The sequence below is a fragment of the Streptomyces barkulensis genome (assembly GCF_002843305.1).
GTDB classification, from domain to species: domain Bacteria; phylum Actinomycetota; class Actinomycetes; order Streptomycetales; family Streptomycetaceae; genus Streptomyces; species Streptomyces barkulensis.
The window spans coordinates 103,265-119,130 of sequence record NZ_PGSG01000091.1; the positions used below are offsets into that span (position 1 = coordinate 103,265).

A 15,866-nucleotide genomic window follows, 5' to 3' on the forward strand; every position below is an offset into this window, starting at 1 on the left:
CGGCCTGGACGCCTCAGCGTCGGCGGCGGTTGAGCACCCCGATGAGAACGGCGAGGTCGGCGGCGCCGGCCGGGTCGTCCGCGTAGCGGGTGGTCTGGAGAGGACCGACCTCGGGAAGGATGATGCCTTCCCGTGCCAGAACATGGACCAAGGTCAACAGCGCGGCGCGGGCGTTGCCATCGGTGAAAGGATGGAAGAACGCCACATCGAGGTACGCGCGGGCCGCGCGAGCCGCCGGCGGGATGTCCGGGTCGGTCGTCTCGCGCAGGCAGGAATCGAAATCGGCCTGCGTGTCACTGGTCAGGCCGTAGCGCTCGCGGCCGGCCTTCGCGTAGGCGTCGCCCACGCGGAACGGCGCCTCTGTCGCAGCGAGGATCTCACGCTGCCAACCGGAAAGCAGGGCGAAATCCAGCGGGGTACGGCGTGCGGCGTCTTCTCGGGCCAGGGCGTACGCCGCGAGCAGGCGCTCGGCGCGAATCGGGTCGCGCCGGCGCACCGGTCCCTCGCACCAGACCCGGAACCCGTCGCGGCCGGGCGGGACCCGCTGCAGTGTTGGTGCACTTCGCCAGTCGACCTCGCGGCGTACGCGCAGCCAGACCGAGAGGCTGTCAGTAGCGGTCATGGAGATCCTCCAGCACCGCCCTCTCACGGTGGTCCTGGTACGGGGCGTGACCGGTGAGGCCAACGGCCAGGTCCTCGCCGACGGACTCGATCAGCGCCCGCTCCGGGGAGACCCAGCTCTTGAACCTGCCGCCGATCGCGCGCTCCACAGCTCGCGCGGCTTCGGTCCGGTCCATGCCGGTGCTGGTGAGGAACCAGCCCAGGACGATCGAGGCCTGGTTGTGCCAGCCGCCCTCCGCGCCCGAGTCCAGAGTGCGGGTCACCAGCCGGACGCAGGCCCGTTCCAGGTGCCAACTGCGGTCCTCGGGGGAGGCGTCCGGCGGCGGCGCCAGTTCGGCGAAGCGCTGGGCCGTCCGCTCCAGCCACTCCCGCCACTCCAGCAGTGCGGCCACGACGCGCGCCGCGGTCTCGTCGGGGGTCGTCACCGAGCTCGGCCCGCTGACCCAGTTACCGATGGGCCCGCCGTGGCGGTAGCACCAGCTCCACCCCCAGGCCCAGGTGCCGTATCGCTCCCGGATGAGCGCGTTCACCTGGCTCTCGCACCAGTATTCGCCCTGCCACGAGCCGGCCATGCCGGAGAGCACGGGTGGCACCCACTCGCGGACCAGCGAGCGGAGGTGGGCTTCCTCGTCCTCGTCCCAGGCGAACGGGTGGCGGGCCGGATCGTTCTCGTCCCAGTTCCGAATGCCCTCGTAGGTGACGGGGGGCACACGGTTATCAGGGAAGGGCAGGGTGTCGCGGTTGTACGTCAGCGCTGGCCACTCTTCCTGTCCGATGTGGTCGGCCCATCAATTTCGGCCCGCACCCCCGTGCGGGCATCCGTGCAGGGCCTGTAGCCCGCTCTCATCGTCATCGGGCGACGGTTCGCGCAGCGGTCGGCGCCCGGTCTCGGCGGGGCGGAAGAAGACGTACCGGCCGAGGAAGTCGACGTGGTCGAACCGGAGCGGCGAAAGACGGCGAGGAGGCCGCCGACGGTGAGCTGCCTGGCGCCAGGACCCGAACACCCGGGCGCGTCCCCCGAGCCGTACGTGCGGGCACCGCACGCGCTGACGGTGCCCGCTCACGCGCAAGGCCGGCCCGGGCCCGGGTGGCCCGGGCGGGCCTTGCGCTCAGACGCTCACCGCGGAGCCGCCGACGACGTCACCGACGAACGCGGCCCAACTCCGGGCCGAGAAGCAGATCGCGGCCCGCTCGACGTCCTTGGAGTCCCGCACGTACACGGCATCCGGCCCGGCGGCCACCTCCACGCAGTCTCCGCCGTCCGATCCGCTGTGGCTGCTCTTGAACCAGTGCAGCCCATCCACGTCGCCACTCCCTACCTTATGAATGTCACGAACGCGGACCATTGGTCTTGGCCGGTCCGCAGCACCGGTCCGTCGGCCAGGCTCTTGGAGTCCCGTACGTATACGGCGTCGAGGTCAGTGGCCACCTCGACGCAGTCACCACCGCTTGTTCCGCTGTAGCTGCTCTTGAACCAAGCCAGTCCGGCGGGCTGGGCGGCATAGCGTTCGATGCTCATAGCTCCCCTACCATGCGCTCGATGAGGCATGAGGACTCCTCGGTGTTGAGGGCCTGCGTGCGCAGCATCCCATACCGCAGCCAGAACTCGCTGACCTCGTCCTGATCCGACCTGACAGTCACAACATCTTGCGCTTCGACATAGACGTGGCGCCTGCGGTCGATGGACTCCAGCAACACCATGGGGCCGTTGAGCCCACTGTGGGCGCCCCGAACGGTCGGCATGATCTGAAGCTCGACATTCCGTCTCTGGCAGCATGACAACAAGTGATCCAGTTGCTCACGCATCACAGCTTTGCTGCCCACAACTCGTCGGAGCGCCCCCTCCTCCACGATGAACACAAAGATCGTGAAGGGGTTCCTGCGAGTCAGCAGGGCTTGACGTGCGAGGCGGGCCGCAACACGTTGCTCGACGGTCTCCTCGTCCAGCGGAGGAAAGTGGGCTTCCAGCAGCGCCTGTGCGTAGGACTCGGTCTGCAACAACCCGGGAACCAGCAGGGGATCGTACGAGAACCTGCTCAGTGCCTCGGTCTCCAGCAGCGCGGTGTTACGGAAGAAGCGCGGTAGTTTGGCCCGTTCCACGTCGTCCTGGAGGACTTCCAAGGCGCCCCGCGCCTCCAGCGCACGATCCGCCGCGATCGTGAACGCGGCCTTCGCCGGCCGCCGTCCCTGCTCGACCGAGGCGACCTGCTCCAGCGAGTAGCCGATCGCGTCCCCGAGCTTCTGCTGGCTCAACCCGGCCTGTTTGCGGAGGTGCTGGAGCAGTCTGCCGTACGCCGACCACACCCCCGGCGGGTCGCCGCTGTCCTCCTTCACCCGTACCGCACGGCCGTTCCGCGTGTCCCGCACCGCCCTCACGCCCCTTCGTCCCCGAGTCCGTCCCGCTGGTCGGCTCCCCCGGCGGCTTCCGCCGTCCGTCACCGCCGGGGACATGTCCAACGCGGCCCGCGCGGGCCGGGGCACGGTCCGGGACCCGTACAACACCCGTACAAGGTCCGGTTGTACGGGCCGTCGGTGGCCGGCGCAGGCCCGGCCACCGACGGCGCGTGCGGTCAGCGGACCCGCTCGACCGTCCGGTCGTCGGTGCGGGTGAGGTAGTCGTCCGGGTCGAGGCCCATGGCCGTGCGCCGGGGCGAGGCCCAGTACACGGCGTTGCGTTCCTCGAACGTCTCGGGACCGTCGTAGGAGATCAGCCAGACGAACCGGTTGCGCTCCCTGTCCACCCAGGCCCCGTCGATCGTGAAGCCCAGTGCCAGGCGCAGCGGGACGATCTCCTCCCGCCACCGTTCCAGCCACTCGTCCAGCATTCCGTCCCGGACGGTGTACGTACGCAGTTGTGTGGTCTTCGCCAAGGCGGGCGCCTCCTCCGGTCGAGGGCCGCGGCCCACATGGTCAGGGGCGGCCCGGTATCGCGGACTCGCGTCATCGTCCGCCGCCTTCCGCCCTCCGCTTCGCGGGACCGGGAGGAAGGGTGCGGGGCACATACGTCCAGGTCATCACTCATTCGGGGGTGCTGGGAGGCAACCGCCCAGCGTGGGGCCGCACGTTCCGCCAACACCGGCGGCGCGGAACCGTCTTGGCCGGAAAACGCCTGCGTCGCCCGATCGGACCCAGGGAAAGGATCGGCTCGTCACTGAAAGCGACAAGGGGGTTGCGTGGGGTTCGGGCAAGAGTGGAAAGAGCGCTTCGAGAAGAAGCTCGACGCCTACGGCAGGAAGCTCGGCGAGATCGACGAGAGAGTCGCGGCGGTCCGCACGTCGCTCGCCGAGGCGGCCGACAAGTCCGCGTCACCGCAGTCGCAGGTATCGGACCAGGAGCTCTACAAGCTCCGGGAGACCGTCTCCACCGGGACGATGGTCCTGCGGGAGGAGAACCGGGAACTGCGCCGGCGGCAGGAGAGGATGCTCGGCGACCTGAAGGACCTGCGCCTGGAGATCACCGGCGGCCGCACCGGGGCGCAGCCGCCGTCCGTCCCGGTCGCCCCCAGTATCGGGGAATCCGGCGAACCCGGAGACGAAGAGACGCAGGCGGCGGAAGACCCGCCGGTCGAGACCTGCGGAGTACAGGACAACCAACAGCAGGAGAAGTGCGTGGACCAGGGGCAGGGGCAGGAGCGGGAGCCGGACGGCGAGCGGCCGGATACCGGGGACGGCGTACCGGCCGCCCCGACCGGGGCGACTCCCTCCGGGGAGACCGAGGAGACGCCGGAAGAGCGCGTGAGGACGGTGAAGAAGACCGCCGAGCAGACCCTCCGGAACCGCTCCGAGGACTCCCGCGGTCGTACCGACCGCACAGCCGCGCCCCCGGCGGCGGACGGACGGCGGCTCCACGGTGTCCATGCAGACGGCGGAGACGGGCATCGGCCGGGGCGGCGGGACGGCGGCCAGGGGACGCCGCCCGACCCACTGAACGAGCACGCGGAACTGCTTCTGAACGCCGCTGGGGTGTCGCGCGCCGAACTGGTCTGCCACCGCGACACCTGGGAGTTCCTGCTCGTACAGGCCTCGCGTCACCCGCGCTTCCGCGTCCCCGGCACGGTCGAGGAGGACGCCGAAAACGGCCTGGTGTGGACGCACCTGTCCGGGCCGTCCCTCATCGCCGCTCTGATCAGCCTCTGGAAGACCCGGGAGGAGGCGAGCGAGGAGGTGGACGCGGACTGGGCGATGGCCGCCGTGCTCTACGACCGCATCCGCGACCGGCTGACCGAGGCCGGGCCCGGCGACGGACGCCGTACCGTCCGCATCGTCCTGGACGACGGGGACGGGCCGGAGGGGACGGCGGCGGCCGCCGAGCCCTCCGCCGAGCCCTCCGGGGAGGAGTCGGAGGCCGCCTGACCCCGCCCCGCTCGCACCGCTGCGGCCCGGACGGCGTCCGGGCCGCAGCGGTGCGGAACCGGGTTCAGCGCCCGGCCGCGAGCGCGACGAACGCGGCCCACCCGTCGCGGCCGAGCCGCAGCACGGGCCCGTCGGCCGTCTTGGAGTCCCGCACGTACACGGCCTCCGGCCCGGCGGCCACCTCCACGCAGTCCCCGCCGTTCGGGCCGCTGTGGCTGCTCCTGGCCCAGGACAGTTCACCGGGCGCGTCCCCGCCCTGCCGTTCGATGCTCATGTCTCCCCTGCCGCCCGCTTGATGAGATCGGCCGAATCCTCGGCGTTGAGGGCCTACGGCGAACCGCGTCGGTGCCGGGCAGGTCACGGGCGACGGCCGTACGATCGCCGTACAAGGGGTTCGCGCACGGGCGTGTACGGCGGTCCGACCTGGCCGTACGCCCTTGTGTGACGGGACCGTTACGGCATGCGACACCAGAGTTCCGCCGCCGGGCGGTCCGCCACACGCCCCACCGACCGCGCTGCCGACCGCCCCACCGACCGTGCCGCCGAACAGGCCACCGGCGTACCGCGGCTCACCACCCGCCTCAGCGGCACGCGGCGGGGCGCGCGGCTGGCGCGCAGGCTCGCCGTGCAGCAGTTCGCCGAGTGGACCGGCCTGCCGCACGGCTGCGACGCCGCACACGCCGTCGCCCTGGTGACGGCCGAGCTGGCGGCCAACGCCGTCACCCACGGCAGCCTTCCGGGCCGGGACTTCCGGCTGACGCTGCTCCTGCCGTCCGAGCCGGTCGTGCATGAGCCCGCTTCGCCCGAGCCGACCCCGTCCGAACCGGCCGCGCACGGGCCGGCCGTGATGCGGATCGAGGTGACCGACACCCGGCCCGAACGCCTCCCCCGCCACCCCGCCACCGAACCGGGGGTGCCCGAGGAGGTGTCGGGGCGGGGGCTGTTCCTGGTCACGGTGTACGCCCGGCGCTGGGGGTGCGAGGTGCGGGACGCGTTCACCAAGACCGTCTGGGCGGAGGTGCCGCTGCGGGCGCCGAGCGCCACCCGCCCGGCGGAGGACCGGCCGGGCACGCGAGGCGCGGCAGGCCGCCGGCCGCCCCGCCTCTGACGGGCCCGTGAGACAACCGTCACACTGGGTACCGTCGAACAGAACACCCCGCAAAGTCGCCAACCGCCACGAACACGCCGACCGGCAGAGCTGCTTGACAAAGCCGGCGCGAGCCATAGGTTTCCGGTATCGGAACGTGAATTCCCCCGAATTCGGAAATCCCTGCCGAATTCATCCGGCCAAGGCCGGTACGAACATCCCGGACATCACCTACCAGGCCTGTGACCTGCGACTTCACGACGCACGGCACTCATCGGGGCACCCATTCGAAGGAAGTGAGCAGTGGCCGCTTTGTCAACTGCCGTAAAAAGTAAACGAGTTGACAGCGCGATGAACGTACGTGATCTTTAGAGCCCCTCCAGGCCCGGCAAGGCCCGGAGGGGCAGGGAGGCGTGCCCGCCTCCAGACCGCATCATCCGTAACCTGGCTAGGAGCAACAGATATGCGTTCCGCTACCACCATACGCCGTGCCGCACTGGTCGCCGCGGCCATGGCGTCCATAGGTCTGATCAACGCGCCCTCGGCCTCCGCGAACTGGTCCAGCTACATCAGCAGTTGGACCGACGGCGAGGAGTCCCGGCGCTGGGAGGACCAGGGCACCTACTCGCAGGTCCAGTTCCGGGACTGCTTCGCCCAGAACGCGGGCAGCTCCAACCAGAAGGTCACCCTGACGGAGCGGGTGGACATCAGCTTCTCCCCGGACAAGGTCCTGGACTCCAAGACGTTCTCCAACTGCTTCAAGGGCAGCAGCTACTGGAGCAACGGCGAGTGGACGGACGTCCCGTCCGGCACGAACACGCTGTACTTCAGGGCCGACAAGATCGGTCAGGGCGGCTCGTGCTGCCTGCTGTTCGTCTCCGAGGTGTACGTGGACACCTCGAAGGCCGACTGACCGAAGGCCGGACATCTCGGCGGAGCCGGTGCGTGGGTGGTGCCCACGCGCCGGCTCCTTCACTCCCCACTCTCTGGAGAACGAGTGCGACTGCGCACCCTTGTCAGGACGTCGAGCGCGTTGCCGGCCCTGCCGCTGGCCCTCGCTCTCGTGGTCCTGTACTACACCTCCGGGACCAGTGAGCAGATCGCCTTCTGGCCCTACCCGTACGCGCCGACGCTGGTGCAGCAGCCGATCGAGTTGATGTACGCGGTCAGCTACGCGGTGGTCTCGGCCGCCGCCGCGTGGCAGGGCGCCCGGCTGAAGGAAGCCGGTGTGTGGCAGATGGCCGCCTCCCGGCCCACATGGCAGATCATCACGCTCGCGCTGGCCCCCATAGTCGCCCTGGGCTGGCTGATGCTCATCACTCCTGTGGTGATGGCGTTCGTCCAGACCCCCACCTGGCCCACCTGGGACAGTCTCCCCCCTCTGCTGCTGGGCATGGCGCTGTGCTGCGCGCACGCCCTGATCGGGTTCAGCATCGGCCGCTGGGTCAAGCCCCTCATCGCCGCGCCGGCGCTGATGTGCCTGGTGTTCGTCGTCGTGGCGTTCCCCCACTCGATGAATCCCCCGTGGCTGCGGCACATGATGGGCGAGTACTCCGCCCAGCTCGGCTTCGGCGAGACCGCGACCTTCGCGTCCATGGCCGCCCAGTTCCTGCCCACGGCGGGCGTGGCGGCGGCGGTGGGACTGGTCTGGATCCGCCGCGGGCACCTGGCGGTGCGCGCCGGGATCGGCGCGGCGCTGGTGGTGGCCTCCACGGCCGGGGCCTACAACATCGTCGAGGACTGGAACTTCAATCCGTCCCTCAACGCGGGCCGGGTCGCGGTGGTGTGCTCCGGCAGGGCTCCGGAAGTCTGCATGCCCGAACAGGCCCGCGGCGACATCGCGGCCGTGTCCGCCGAGGTGAGGGACACCTACACGAAGCTGAAGGCCTACGGCGTGGTGGAGGACGTTCCGCGGACGGTGCGGGACTCCATCATCTACGGCCGGTTCGAACCGGATCCCTCGCCCACGACCGCCTACATCCCGCTGTCGCTCGCGTGGAAGAGCCACGCCGTGTCGGCGACCATCGTCGACGGGACGCCCAAGTTCGGGTGTGACGCGAGGCCGGAGGCGTCCATCGCGGTGAACATGTGGCTGGGGAGGAAGCTGGGGCACACCATCAGCTTCGAGAGCGTCGCACGCGGCAACCCCTTCTACACCCGCGCCCAGCACGACGAGATCACGCGGACCGTGGACGAGGTCTCGCGCAAACCGGTCGCACGGCAGAAGGCCTGGTACGGGCAGATGCTCGAGGACGGCTGCGAGGAGGCTCCGTGATCTGGTGGCTGAAGGCCCGCCGCGTGCACCCCGTGCTCACCCTGGCGGTCGGCGCGTTCGTCCTGCTGACGTTCGTCTTCCGGGACAACGCCGTCGTTCTGCCGTCGTTCTCCGTCAGCGCGGGCAACAACGTCGTGCTGTCCTTCTTCACCCCCCTGATCGTCGTCGGTGCGATCGGCCAGTGCCTGGACGCGCGGCTGCCCTCGGCCGAGCTGACCGGCCTGCGCCCCGTCGGGTGGATGGACACCGGTCTGGCCCTGGCCGCCGTGAGCGCCGTCCTGGTGGGCTCGGGGGCGGCGTGGTTGTCGCTGGATTCGAGAGCGGCGTTGCAGGCCGGCCGCAACACGCTCTTCCTCACGGGGCTGATGCTGCTCGGCCGGGGCTTCGTCGGCCGCGCGGCGATCGTGCTGCCGCTGGTGTGGGTGTTCGCCGTGGTGTTCTTCGGCCGTAAGACCGGTGCCGCCTACCACGCCTGGGCCGTCACCGGGCTGGAGGCGTCCCACCAGTACGCCGCGGCCCTGGCCGCCGCGACCTTCGTCGTCGGGGTCTCCGTGAACCAATACACCTCAAGGACAGCGCTGTGAGTCTCACCTTCCAGGACTGCACGTACCGTTACGGCCGCAAGCTGCGCCCCGTACTGGACGACTTCTCCTACCGGGTGCCCGGAGGGCTGACGATCCTCCTCGGCCCCAACGGAGCGGGAAAGTCCACCCTCCTGAAACTGGCGGCCTCGGTCAGCCGGCCCCAGGCGGGCCGGATCGACTTCGACAGGATCGGCTCGCGCTCGCGCGCATACCGCCGGCACGTCTCCTGGATGCCCCAGAACGTGGCCGCCATGGCCGGTCTGACCGCCCGGGAGCAGGTCGCCTACAGCGGCTGGCTGAAGGGCATGAACCGCGCCGACGCCTGGCAGCGCGCGCTGGATTCCCTCGCCCTGGTCGATCTGCGCGAGCACGCCGACGACAAGGCGTCCACCCTCTCGGGCGGCCAGCTGCGGCGCATGGGGGTGGCGTCGGCGCTGGTTCACGAATGCCGCGTCCTGCTGCTGGACGAACCGACCGCGGGCATGGACCCCCGCCAGCGGCGCGTGTTCCGCGACCTCCTGCGCAGCCTTTCGGGGGACGTCAGCATCCTGATGTCCACGCACGACGTCGCCGACCTCGCCGAGGAGGCCGACCACGTGACCGTGCTGTACGGCGGCAAGGTCCTCCAGACCGGTTCGACCGGGGCGTTCCTCGCCCACGCTCCCGGCGGAACGGCCCAGGGGCGCGCCGCCGAGGCGGCATACACGGCGCTGCTCACGGAGTACGAGGCGGGTTGACGCCGGCCGCCGGCCGCCCGCCGGGAGGGCTCGGCGGCGCGGCCGGGGTGCGGTGCCGCCACGTGCCGGACTCGGTGCGCGGGGCCTACCGCGCGGCCGCCTTGGTGAGTTCCAGGGTCGGCGGCCCGTCCGGATCGGTGTTGAAGTACACCTTCTCCGGGCCGCTCGTGTAGAGCTGGACGCCGCCGGTCCTGCCGAGTCCGCCGTCCTCGACCGACAGGTAGACGAAGTCGCTGGACGCCTGGTCGTCGAGGAAGTCCCACTCGCCGCTGAAGTCGACGGGGTCGGAGACCCCGTCCATCGACACATCGGTGGCGGAGAACGTCCCGTCGGAACCGAGCACGATCTCGGCGCCGGTCGCCTCGTCGCGGTACACGCCGGGCAGTTCGTCAGGATCGACCGGGGCCGCGCACCCCGAGGCGAGTACCGCGGAGACCGCCAAGGCGGCGGTGAGCCACCGTCCACCCGCCCTTTTGCTCATCACCGTCTCAGCGTAGCGCCGGGTTCGGCGCCACGGGTCTCGGGTGGCGTCGGCCCGTGGTCCGCCGACCACCGCGGACGCGGTTCAGCCGGTGACGGCTTGGCTCAGCACCATGGTGGCCGGCAGCAAGCCCAGCGCTCCCCAGCTGAAGGCGACTTGCCGCCGTCGCCATCCCATGAAGCCGGCCCCGGCGCTCACCCAGGCCGACGTCGTCACCAGCAGGCCGCCGACGGTGAAGCCGCCCGTGAAGACCGCACCGACCAGAGCGGCGAGGAACCCCAGGGCGAAGACGACCCCGGCACCCAGTCCCGCCGCGTGGATCAAGCGGTCCGGATCATCGCTACGTTCCCTGAAACGAGGGTTCTGGTCCCGGAACTGCGGCATGAGGCCAACTTTATCTCCGGGCGCACCGGCGCTGTCGTATTCCGGTCGATCAACTGCTTTGCAGAAGTACAGTATTGGCCGACCAGCCGGGGTGGGAGTCGAACGGGGGTACGGGGTGGAGCTCGTCGGGGAGATAGCCGCGGTGCGTGCGGGGCGGGGGAATCCCCGCGCGATGGTGGGCGAGTTCCGCCGCACGGCGGTGCTGGTGCCGCTGATGGACGGCCTGCTGCTGACGGCCGTGCACGGCGGGATCCGCTGGATCCACACGTTCACCGACGAGGCGGCCATGGCCCGCTTCGCACGGCTCAAGGGCGCCGCGCCCGGTGAGGGGTGGGAGTACGCGGCGCTGCTGGGGGCCCGGCTGCTGGACGTGGTCGTCCCCTCCATGGACGGCCCGGCCGGGGTGGCGGTGAACGCCGCCGACGAGGACGGCTCGATGCTGTTCCCGCCGGTGCGGGGCATCGTGCCGGACGCGGCGGCGGTGGACGCGGATATGGAGATCGGCGGCGTGGAGCGGGACGGGGGCGCGCGGTGAGCGGCGACGGGGACCTGAAGTTCTCCAAGGAGGCCCTGGACCTCATCACCAAGGGCCTCAACGGGGCGATCGACGAGCTGAAGCAGGTGGGCAGCTCGGAGACCGAATCCATCCAGGGCGCGGGCTTCGACTCGATGGTGCTGACGGCCATGGAGGCCGGCCATCCGGGCCTGGCCGGGGAGTTCGAGGGTTTCTGCGAGGACTGGGAGTGGGGCATACGCGCCCTGGTCATGGAGGCCAACAAGCTGGCGGCCCGGCTGGACCTGGCGGCGGGCATGGTCCACGCCGAGGACCAGTACTGGGAGGGCACCTACAAGATCGCGGCCAACTCGTTCGCCGGCAACCCCCACCTGTCCGGGCAGGAGGTCACCCAGCGGGAGTGGGACGAGCTGATCTCGCTGGACAACTACCGGCCCGACTACAGCGCCGAGTCGTTCCGCACCGCCCAGCAGGAGATGGCGCAGACCTGGAAGGACACCGGCCGGAACGTGACCAGTGAGGGCCAGGGCGGCTTCCTGAACGACCTGGCGATGGACGCGGCCGGGGTCGAGGAGCACCAGCGCGAGACGGTGCGGGACGTGATGTTCGGGCCCTCCCCGGAGGAGCGGGCCCAGCAGCAGGCCCAGCAGCAGGCCCAGCAGCGGGCGCAGCAGCAGGGTGACGGGGGCGAGGGCTGATGGGCTGGGACCTCATCCCCGACGACATCGAGGACGGCTTCGAGAAGGGCATGCGCAAGCTCGGCGACGGCGTCGAGTGGCTGGGCGACAAAACCGCCGAGAAGCTGGACAAGGCCGGCTGGGAGTCCGGCGCGGACTGGGTGCGCGACAAATCCCGCTCCACCGCGAACGCGATGGGCGCGGACACCGAAGAACTCCAGCTCGGGCAGACCGAGGACCCCAAGAAGCTGGTCTACGGCAGCGCGGGCAAGCTCCGCTCGACCGCGGGTCACCTGAAGGACTTCGCCGAGTCCTTCGACAACGTCGGCAAGGGCATCAAGGGGCTGGACTCCTCCGGGATCGAGGGCGAGGCCGCCGACGCCTTCCGGACGAAGGCGGCCGAGGAGCCTCCCCGGTGGTTCAAGGCCGCCGACGCCTGCGAGAAGGCCGCGGGCGCCCTGGAGGACTTCGCCGACACCGTGGAGTGGGCGCAGGGCCGGGCCAAGGAGGCGATCACCAAGTACAACGCCGCCGTCAAGGCCTCCGAGGACGCGCGGACGGCCCATAACAAGAAGGTCGACGCGTACAACAAGGCCGTCGACACCTACAACTCCAAGGTGAAGGCGGGCGACGACCCGGGTACGCCGCCGGTGTGCCCGGCCGCCTTCAAGGATCCGGGTCCGGCGAAGGCGGAGGAGGCCGAGGAGATCCTCGCCGAGGCGCGCAAGCAGCGCGACACGGCGGCGGAGAAGGCCCGTTCGGCCGTGAAGGCGGCGCGGGAGAAGGCGCCGCCCAAGCCGTCGTACGGCGAGCAGTTCAAGTACGGCATGGCCGGGATGCACCTGGAGAACTCGCACATGCTGGGCGGGTTCGTCAAGAGCGGCACCGAACTGGTCGCCCTGGCCCGCAGCCTCAACCCCACCGACCCGTACAACCTCGGGCACCCGGGCGAGTACGCCACCACCCTCAACAGCACGGTCGCCGGGCTGCTCCAGGCGGCCAACGACCCGGTGGGCACGGGTCGGCAGATGGTCGCGGGCTTCATGAAGGACCCGGCCGAGGGCGGCGGCCGGCTGATCTTCGACGCGGCGCTGACCGTCCTGACCGGCGGCGCCGGTGCGGGCGTCAAGAGCGTGCGGGTCGCGGCCGACGCCGCGGACGCGGCAGCCGACGCGGGCAAGGCCCGCCGCGCCCTGGACAGCGACGGCCCGGAGCAGCACGGCAGCAAGCCGGAGGAGCGTAACTCCGGCGGCACGGACCCGGTGGACCTGGCCACGGGGAGGATGTTCCTGCCGCAGACGGACGTCTCCCTGCCCGGCGCGATGCCGCTGGTCTTCCGGCGGTACGTGGAGTCCGGGTACACCGCCGGGCGGTGGTTCGGGCCGTCGTGGGCCTCCACCGTCGACCAGCGGCTGGAGGTGGACGCCGAGGGCGTGGTGTTCGTCGCCGAGGACGGGCGGCTGCTGGCGTACCCGCATCCGGCCCCCGGCGTGCCCACGCTGCCGTCGGCCGGCTCGGCGCGGATGCCGCTGGAGCGCACCCCTGACGGCGGCTACACCCTCACCGAGCCGGACACCGGACGGGTGCGGCACTTCGCCCCGCCGCCCGGGGGCGAAGGCGGCGGGGCGGACGGTGTGGCCCGGCTGGAGCAGATCACCGACCGGGCCGGGCACCGGATCCTCTTCGCCTACGACGAGGCCACCGGCGCGCCGCTGCGCATCGAGCACAGCGGCGGCTACACCCTGCACCTGACCGTCGAGGACGGCCGCGTCACCGCCCTGTCGTTGGGCGATCAGGTGGTCAGGCGCTACGGCTACACCGACGGGCACCTCACCGAGGTCGCCGACTCCTCGGGGCGGCCGCTGCGGTTCGAGTACGACGACGAGGCCAGGGTGATCGCCTGGGTCGACTCCAACGGCCGGCGCTACGACTACGTCTACGACAACCTGCACCGGTGCGTCGCCGAGGGCGGCACCGAGGGCCACATGCAGGTCCGCATCGCCTACGACGGGATCGACCCGGACACCGGCCACAAGGTCACCACGCTGACCACCGCAGCCGGGCACGCCACCCGCCATGTGATCGACGACCGCTGCCGCACGGTCGCCACCACCGACCCGAACGGCCACACCACCCGCTACGCCTACGGCGACCACCGGCAGCCGCTGACCGTCACCGATCCCCTGGGCCGTACCACCTCCTTCGCCTACGACGAGCACGGGCGCCTCACCGGCCTGACCCGCCCGGACGGGCGGCGGATCGCCGTCACCCGCGACGGGCTCGGCCTGCCGGCCGAGGTGCGCGAGGCGGACGGGGCGGTGTGGCGGCACACCTACGACGAGCGCGGCCTGCGCACCGCCACCACCGACCCGGCCGGCCACACCACCCGCTACGCCTACGACGGGCACGGCCATCTGGCCTCGGTCACCGACGCCCTGGGCCAGGTCACGTCCGTGCGCTGCGACGCGGCCGGGCTGCCGGTCGAGATCACCGACCCTCCCCCTGCCTCCGGCGGGGGGACCCCCATGGGAGCCGTCACCCGCTACACCCGCGACGCCTTCGGCCGTCCCACCACCATCACCGACCCCCTGGGCGCGGTCACCCGCCTGGAGTGGACGGTCGAGGGCAGGCTCGCCCGCCGCACCGGCCCGGACGGGGCCGAGGAGCGCTGGGAGTACGACGGTGAGGGCAACTGCGTCCGCCACACCGACGCCGCCGGCGGGGTGACCACCTACGAGTACACCCACTTCGACCTGCTGGCCGCCCGCACCGGCCCGGACGGGGTGCGCCACACCTTCGAGCACGACGCCGAGCTGCGTCTGACCCGCGTCACCAACCCCCAGGGGCTGAGCTGGTCGTACGAGTACGACCCGGCCGGGCGTCTGATATCCGAGACCGACTTCGACGACCGCACCCTGGCCTACTCCTACGACGCGGCCGGCCAACTGGCCGCCCGCACCACCCCGCTGGGCGAGACCATCGCCTTCGCCCACGACGAGCTGGGCCGCCTGGTCCGCAAGGAGGCCGGGGGCAGGGTCACCACCTTCGCCTACGACGCGGCCGGACGGCCGGTGGAGGCCGTCGGGCCCGACGCGGAGGTGCGCTGGCACCGCGACCGGCTGGGGCGGGTGAAGACCGAGCTGGTGAACGGCCGGGCCCTGTCGCTGTCCTACGACGCGCTGGGCCGCCGCACCCGCCGCACCACCCCCACCGGGGCAGTGTCCTCCCTCGCCTACGACGCGGCCGGCAACCGCACCGCCCTGACCACCTCCGGCCGCACGCTGGACTTCACCCACGACGCCGCCGGGCGCGAGACCGCCCGCCGCATCGGCGAGCACCTCACCCTGGCCCAGTGGTGGGACCCGGCCGGGCGCCTGACCGGCCAGGCCCTCACCGCCGGCCCGGAGGCGGCCACCGTCCAGCAGCGCACGTACCACTACCGGCCGGACGGCCACCTCACCGCCGTCGACGACCTCCTGTCCGGCCACCGCGCCTTCGACCTCGACCCGGCCGGACGCGTCACCGCCGTCACCGCGGCCGACTGGAGCGAGACCTACGCCTACGACGCGGCCGGCAACCAGACCTCCGCCTCCTGGCCCGCCGGGCACGCCGCCGCCGACGCCACCGGCGAGCGCACCTACACCGGCACCCGCCTCACCCGCGCCGGGCGCTTCCGCTACGAGTACGACGCGGCCGGCCGCACCGTCCTGCGGCAGCGCGTCCGGCTGTCGAAGAAGCCCGACACCTGGCGCTACGAGTGGGACGCCGAGGACCGCCTCACCACCGTCACCACCCCCGACGGCACCCGCTGGCGCTACCTCTACGACCCGCTGGGCCGCCGTATCGCCAAGCAGCGCCTGGCGGCGGACGGGGAGACCGTCACCGAACAGGTGGACTTCACCTGGGACGGCCCGGTCCTCGTCGAGCAGACCACCACCTCACCCGATCTGCCGCACCCGGTCGCCCTCACCTGGGACCACGACGGCCACCGCCCCCTGGCCCAGACCGAACGCCTCCTCGATCCCGCCGACCAGAGCGAGATCGACCGGCGGTTCTTCGCCATCGTCACCGACCTCGTGGGCGCCCCCACCGAACTCGTCGACGAGACGGGCGAGATCGCCTGGCACACCCGCACCACCCTGTGGGGCACCACC

Annotated in this window: 18 protein-coding genes; 9 read left to right on the forward strand and 9 right to left on the reverse strand. The window is 71.4% G+C overall.

Annotated elements, in window-relative coordinates; all coding sequences use genetic code 11:
• Positions 1–13: 13 nt before the first annotated feature.
• The 6 genes from CUT83_RS30360 to CUT83_RS19075 form a co-directional block, all read right to left on the reverse strand.
• On the reverse strand, positions 14–622 hold the full coding sequence (locus CUT83_RS30360) for a Fic family protein (RefSeq protein WP_173915109.1): 609 nt from the start codon (positions 620–622) through the stop codon (positions 14–16).
• A complete protein-coding gene (locus CUT83_RS19055; RefSeq protein WP_101257065.1) occupies positions 609–1,331 on the reverse strand; it encodes a hypothetical protein in 723 nt (240 codons plus the stop codon). The genes CUT83_RS30360 and CUT83_RS19055 overlap by 14 nt, the downstream gene beginning before the upstream one ends.
• Before the next feature lie 399 nt (positions 1,332–1,730).
• Positions 1,731–1,925 carry a DUF397 domain-containing protein gene (locus tag CUT83_RS19060; protein ID WP_420882376.1) on the reverse strand — a complete coding sequence of 65 codons (195 nt, stop codon included), beginning with the start codon at positions 1,923–1,925 and terminating at the stop codon, positions 1,731–1,733.
• An 11-nt stretch (positions 1,926–1,936) separates the two neighbouring features.
• Positions 1,937–2,140, reverse strand: coding sequence for a DUF397 domain-containing protein (locus CUT83_RS19065; protein ID WP_101257067.1), 204 nt, complete (start codon positions 2,138–2,140; stop codon positions 1,937–1,939).
• The gene (locus tag CUT83_RS19070; protein WP_420882377.1) at positions 2,137–2,988 is read right to left on the reverse strand and encodes a helix-turn-helix domain-containing protein; all 852 of its coding nucleotides are present in this window, start codon (positions 2,986–2,988) and stop codon (positions 2,137–2,139) included. The genes CUT83_RS19065 and CUT83_RS19070 overlap by 4 nt, the downstream gene beginning before the upstream one ends.
• A gap of 203 nt (positions 2,989–3,191) precedes the next feature.
• The gene (locus CUT83_RS19075; protein ID WP_101257068.1) at positions 3,192–3,491 is read right to left on the reverse strand and encodes an NIPSNAP family protein; all 300 of its coding nucleotides are present in this window, start codon (positions 3,489–3,491) and stop codon (positions 3,192–3,194) included.
• A 303-nt stretch (positions 3,492–3,794) separates the two neighbouring features.
• Between CUT83_RS19075 and CUT83_RS19080 the strand changes: the two genes are divergently transcribed.
• On the forward strand, positions 3,795–4,973 hold the full coding sequence (locus tag CUT83_RS19080) for a hypothetical protein (RefSeq protein ID WP_101257069.1): 1,179 nt from the start codon (positions 3,795–3,797) through the stop codon (positions 4,971–4,973).
• A gap of 64 nt (positions 4,974–5,037) precedes the next feature.
• Here the strand turns inward: CUT83_RS19080 and CUT83_RS19085 are convergent, their stop codons facing one another.
• Entirely contained in the window at positions 5,038–5,247 is a 210-nt protein-coding gene (locus CUT83_RS19085; protein WP_101257070.1) for a DUF397 domain-containing protein, read from the reverse strand.
• A 186-nt stretch (positions 5,248–5,433) separates the two neighbouring features.
• On the opposite strand from CUT83_RS19085, the gene CUT83_RS29685 reads away from it, so the two are divergent.
• The 5 genes from CUT83_RS29685 (at position 5,434) to CUT83_RS19110 (ending at position 9,656) form a co-directional block, all read left to right on the forward strand.
• Positions 5,434–6,081, forward strand: coding sequence for an ATP-binding protein (locus tag CUT83_RS29685; protein WP_107490866.1), 648 nt, complete (start codon positions 5,434–5,436; stop codon positions 6,079–6,081).
• A 442-nt stretch (positions 6,082–6,523) separates the two neighbouring features.
• Positions 6,524–6,973, forward strand: a complete 450-nt coding sequence (locus CUT83_RS19095; RefSeq protein WP_093850355.1) for a hypothetical protein — start codon at positions 6,524–6,526, stop codon at positions 6,971–6,973.
• Positions 6,974–7,057: 84 nt separating this feature from the next.
• Positions 7,058–8,335: a hypothetical protein gene (locus CUT83_RS19100; RefSeq protein ID WP_143688592.1), complete on the forward strand. Its 1,278-nt coding sequence runs from the start codon at positions 7,058–7,060 to the stop codon at positions 8,333–8,335.
• On the forward strand, positions 8,332–8,919 hold the full coding sequence (locus CUT83_RS19105) for a hypothetical protein (RefSeq protein WP_101257072.1): 588 nt from the start codon (positions 8,332–8,334) through the stop codon (positions 8,917–8,919). The genes CUT83_RS19100 and CUT83_RS19105 overlap by 4 nt, the downstream gene beginning before the upstream one ends.
• Positions 8,916–9,656 (forward strand): ABC transporter ATP-binding protein, encoded by a 741-nt coding sequence (locus tag CUT83_RS19110; protein ID WP_101257073.1) that lies wholly within the window; start codon positions 8,916–8,918, stop codon positions 9,654–9,656. Before CUT83_RS19105 ends, CUT83_RS19110 begins: the two co-directional genes overlap by 4 nt.
• Positions 9,657–9,741: 85 nt before the next feature.
• Here CUT83_RS19110 and CUT83_RS19115 read toward each other — a convergent pair whose 3' ends face one another.
• Complete coding sequence (locus CUT83_RS19115) at positions 9,742–10,137, reverse strand: hypothetical protein (RefSeq protein WP_240957529.1); 396 nt, start codon at positions 10,135–10,137, stop codon at positions 9,742–9,744.
• Between the two features lie 84 nt (positions 10,138–10,221).
• Positions 10,222–10,521 (reverse strand): hypothetical protein, encoded by a 300-nt coding sequence (locus CUT83_RS19120; protein ID WP_143688593.1) that lies wholly within the window; start codon positions 10,519–10,521, stop codon positions 10,222–10,224.
• Between the two features lie 172 nt (positions 10,522–10,693).
• Between CUT83_RS19120 and CUT83_RS19125 the strand changes: the two genes are divergently transcribed.
• The 3 genes from CUT83_RS19125 to CUT83_RS19135 form a co-directional block, all read left to right on the forward strand.
• Positions 10,694–11,056: a hypothetical protein gene (locus tag CUT83_RS19125; protein WP_240957530.1), complete on the forward strand. Its 363-nt coding sequence runs from the start codon at positions 10,694–10,696 to the stop codon at positions 11,054–11,056.
• The gene (locus CUT83_RS19130; protein ID WP_101257077.1) at positions 11,053–11,733 is read left to right on the forward strand and encodes a hypothetical protein; all 681 of its coding nucleotides are present in this window, start codon (positions 11,053–11,055) and stop codon (positions 11,731–11,733) included. Before CUT83_RS19125 ends, CUT83_RS19130 begins: the two co-directional genes overlap by 4 nt.
• A partial coding sequence (locus CUT83_RS19135) for a putative T7SS-secreted protein (RefSeq protein ID WP_101257078.1) occupies positions 11,733–15,866 on the forward strand: 4,134 nt, incomplete at its 3' end. The genes CUT83_RS19130 and CUT83_RS19135, both read left to right, overlap by 1 nt.

Bases quoted from the DNA above. Each gene is read 5' to 3' on its own strand.
- CUT83_RS30360 (WP_173915109.1), bottom strand. From the start codon at position 622: ATGACCGCTACTGACAGCCTCTCGGTCTGGCTGCGCGTACGCCGCGAG.
- CUT83_RS19065 (WP_101257067.1), bottom strand. From the start codon at position 2,140: ATGAGCATCGAACGCTATGCCGCCCAGCCCGCCGGACTGGCTTGGTTC.
- CUT83_RS19085 (WP_101257070.1), bottom strand. From the start codon at position 5,247: ATGAGCATCGAACGGCAGGGCGGGGACGCGCCCGGTGAACTGTCCTGG.
- CUT83_RS29685 (WP_107490866.1), top strand. From the start codon at position 5,434: ATGCGACACCAGAGTTCCGCCGCCGGGCGGTCCGCCACACGCCCCACC.
- CUT83_RS19095 (WP_093850355.1), top strand. From the start codon at position 6,524: ATGCGTTCCGCTACCACCATACGCCGTGCCGCACTGGTCGCCGCGGCC.
- CUT83_RS19115 (WP_240957529.1), bottom strand. From the start codon at position 10,137: ATGAGCAAAAGGGCGGGTGGACGGTGGCTCACCGCCGCCTTGGCGGTC.
- CUT83_RS19120 (WP_143688593.1), bottom strand. From the start codon at position 10,521: ATGCCGCAGTTCCGGGACCAGAACCCTCGTTTCAGGGAACGTAGCGAT.
- CUT83_RS19125 (WP_240957530.1), top strand. From the start codon at position 10,694: ATGGTGGGCGAGTTCCGCCGCACGGCGGTGCTGGTGCCGCTGATGGAC.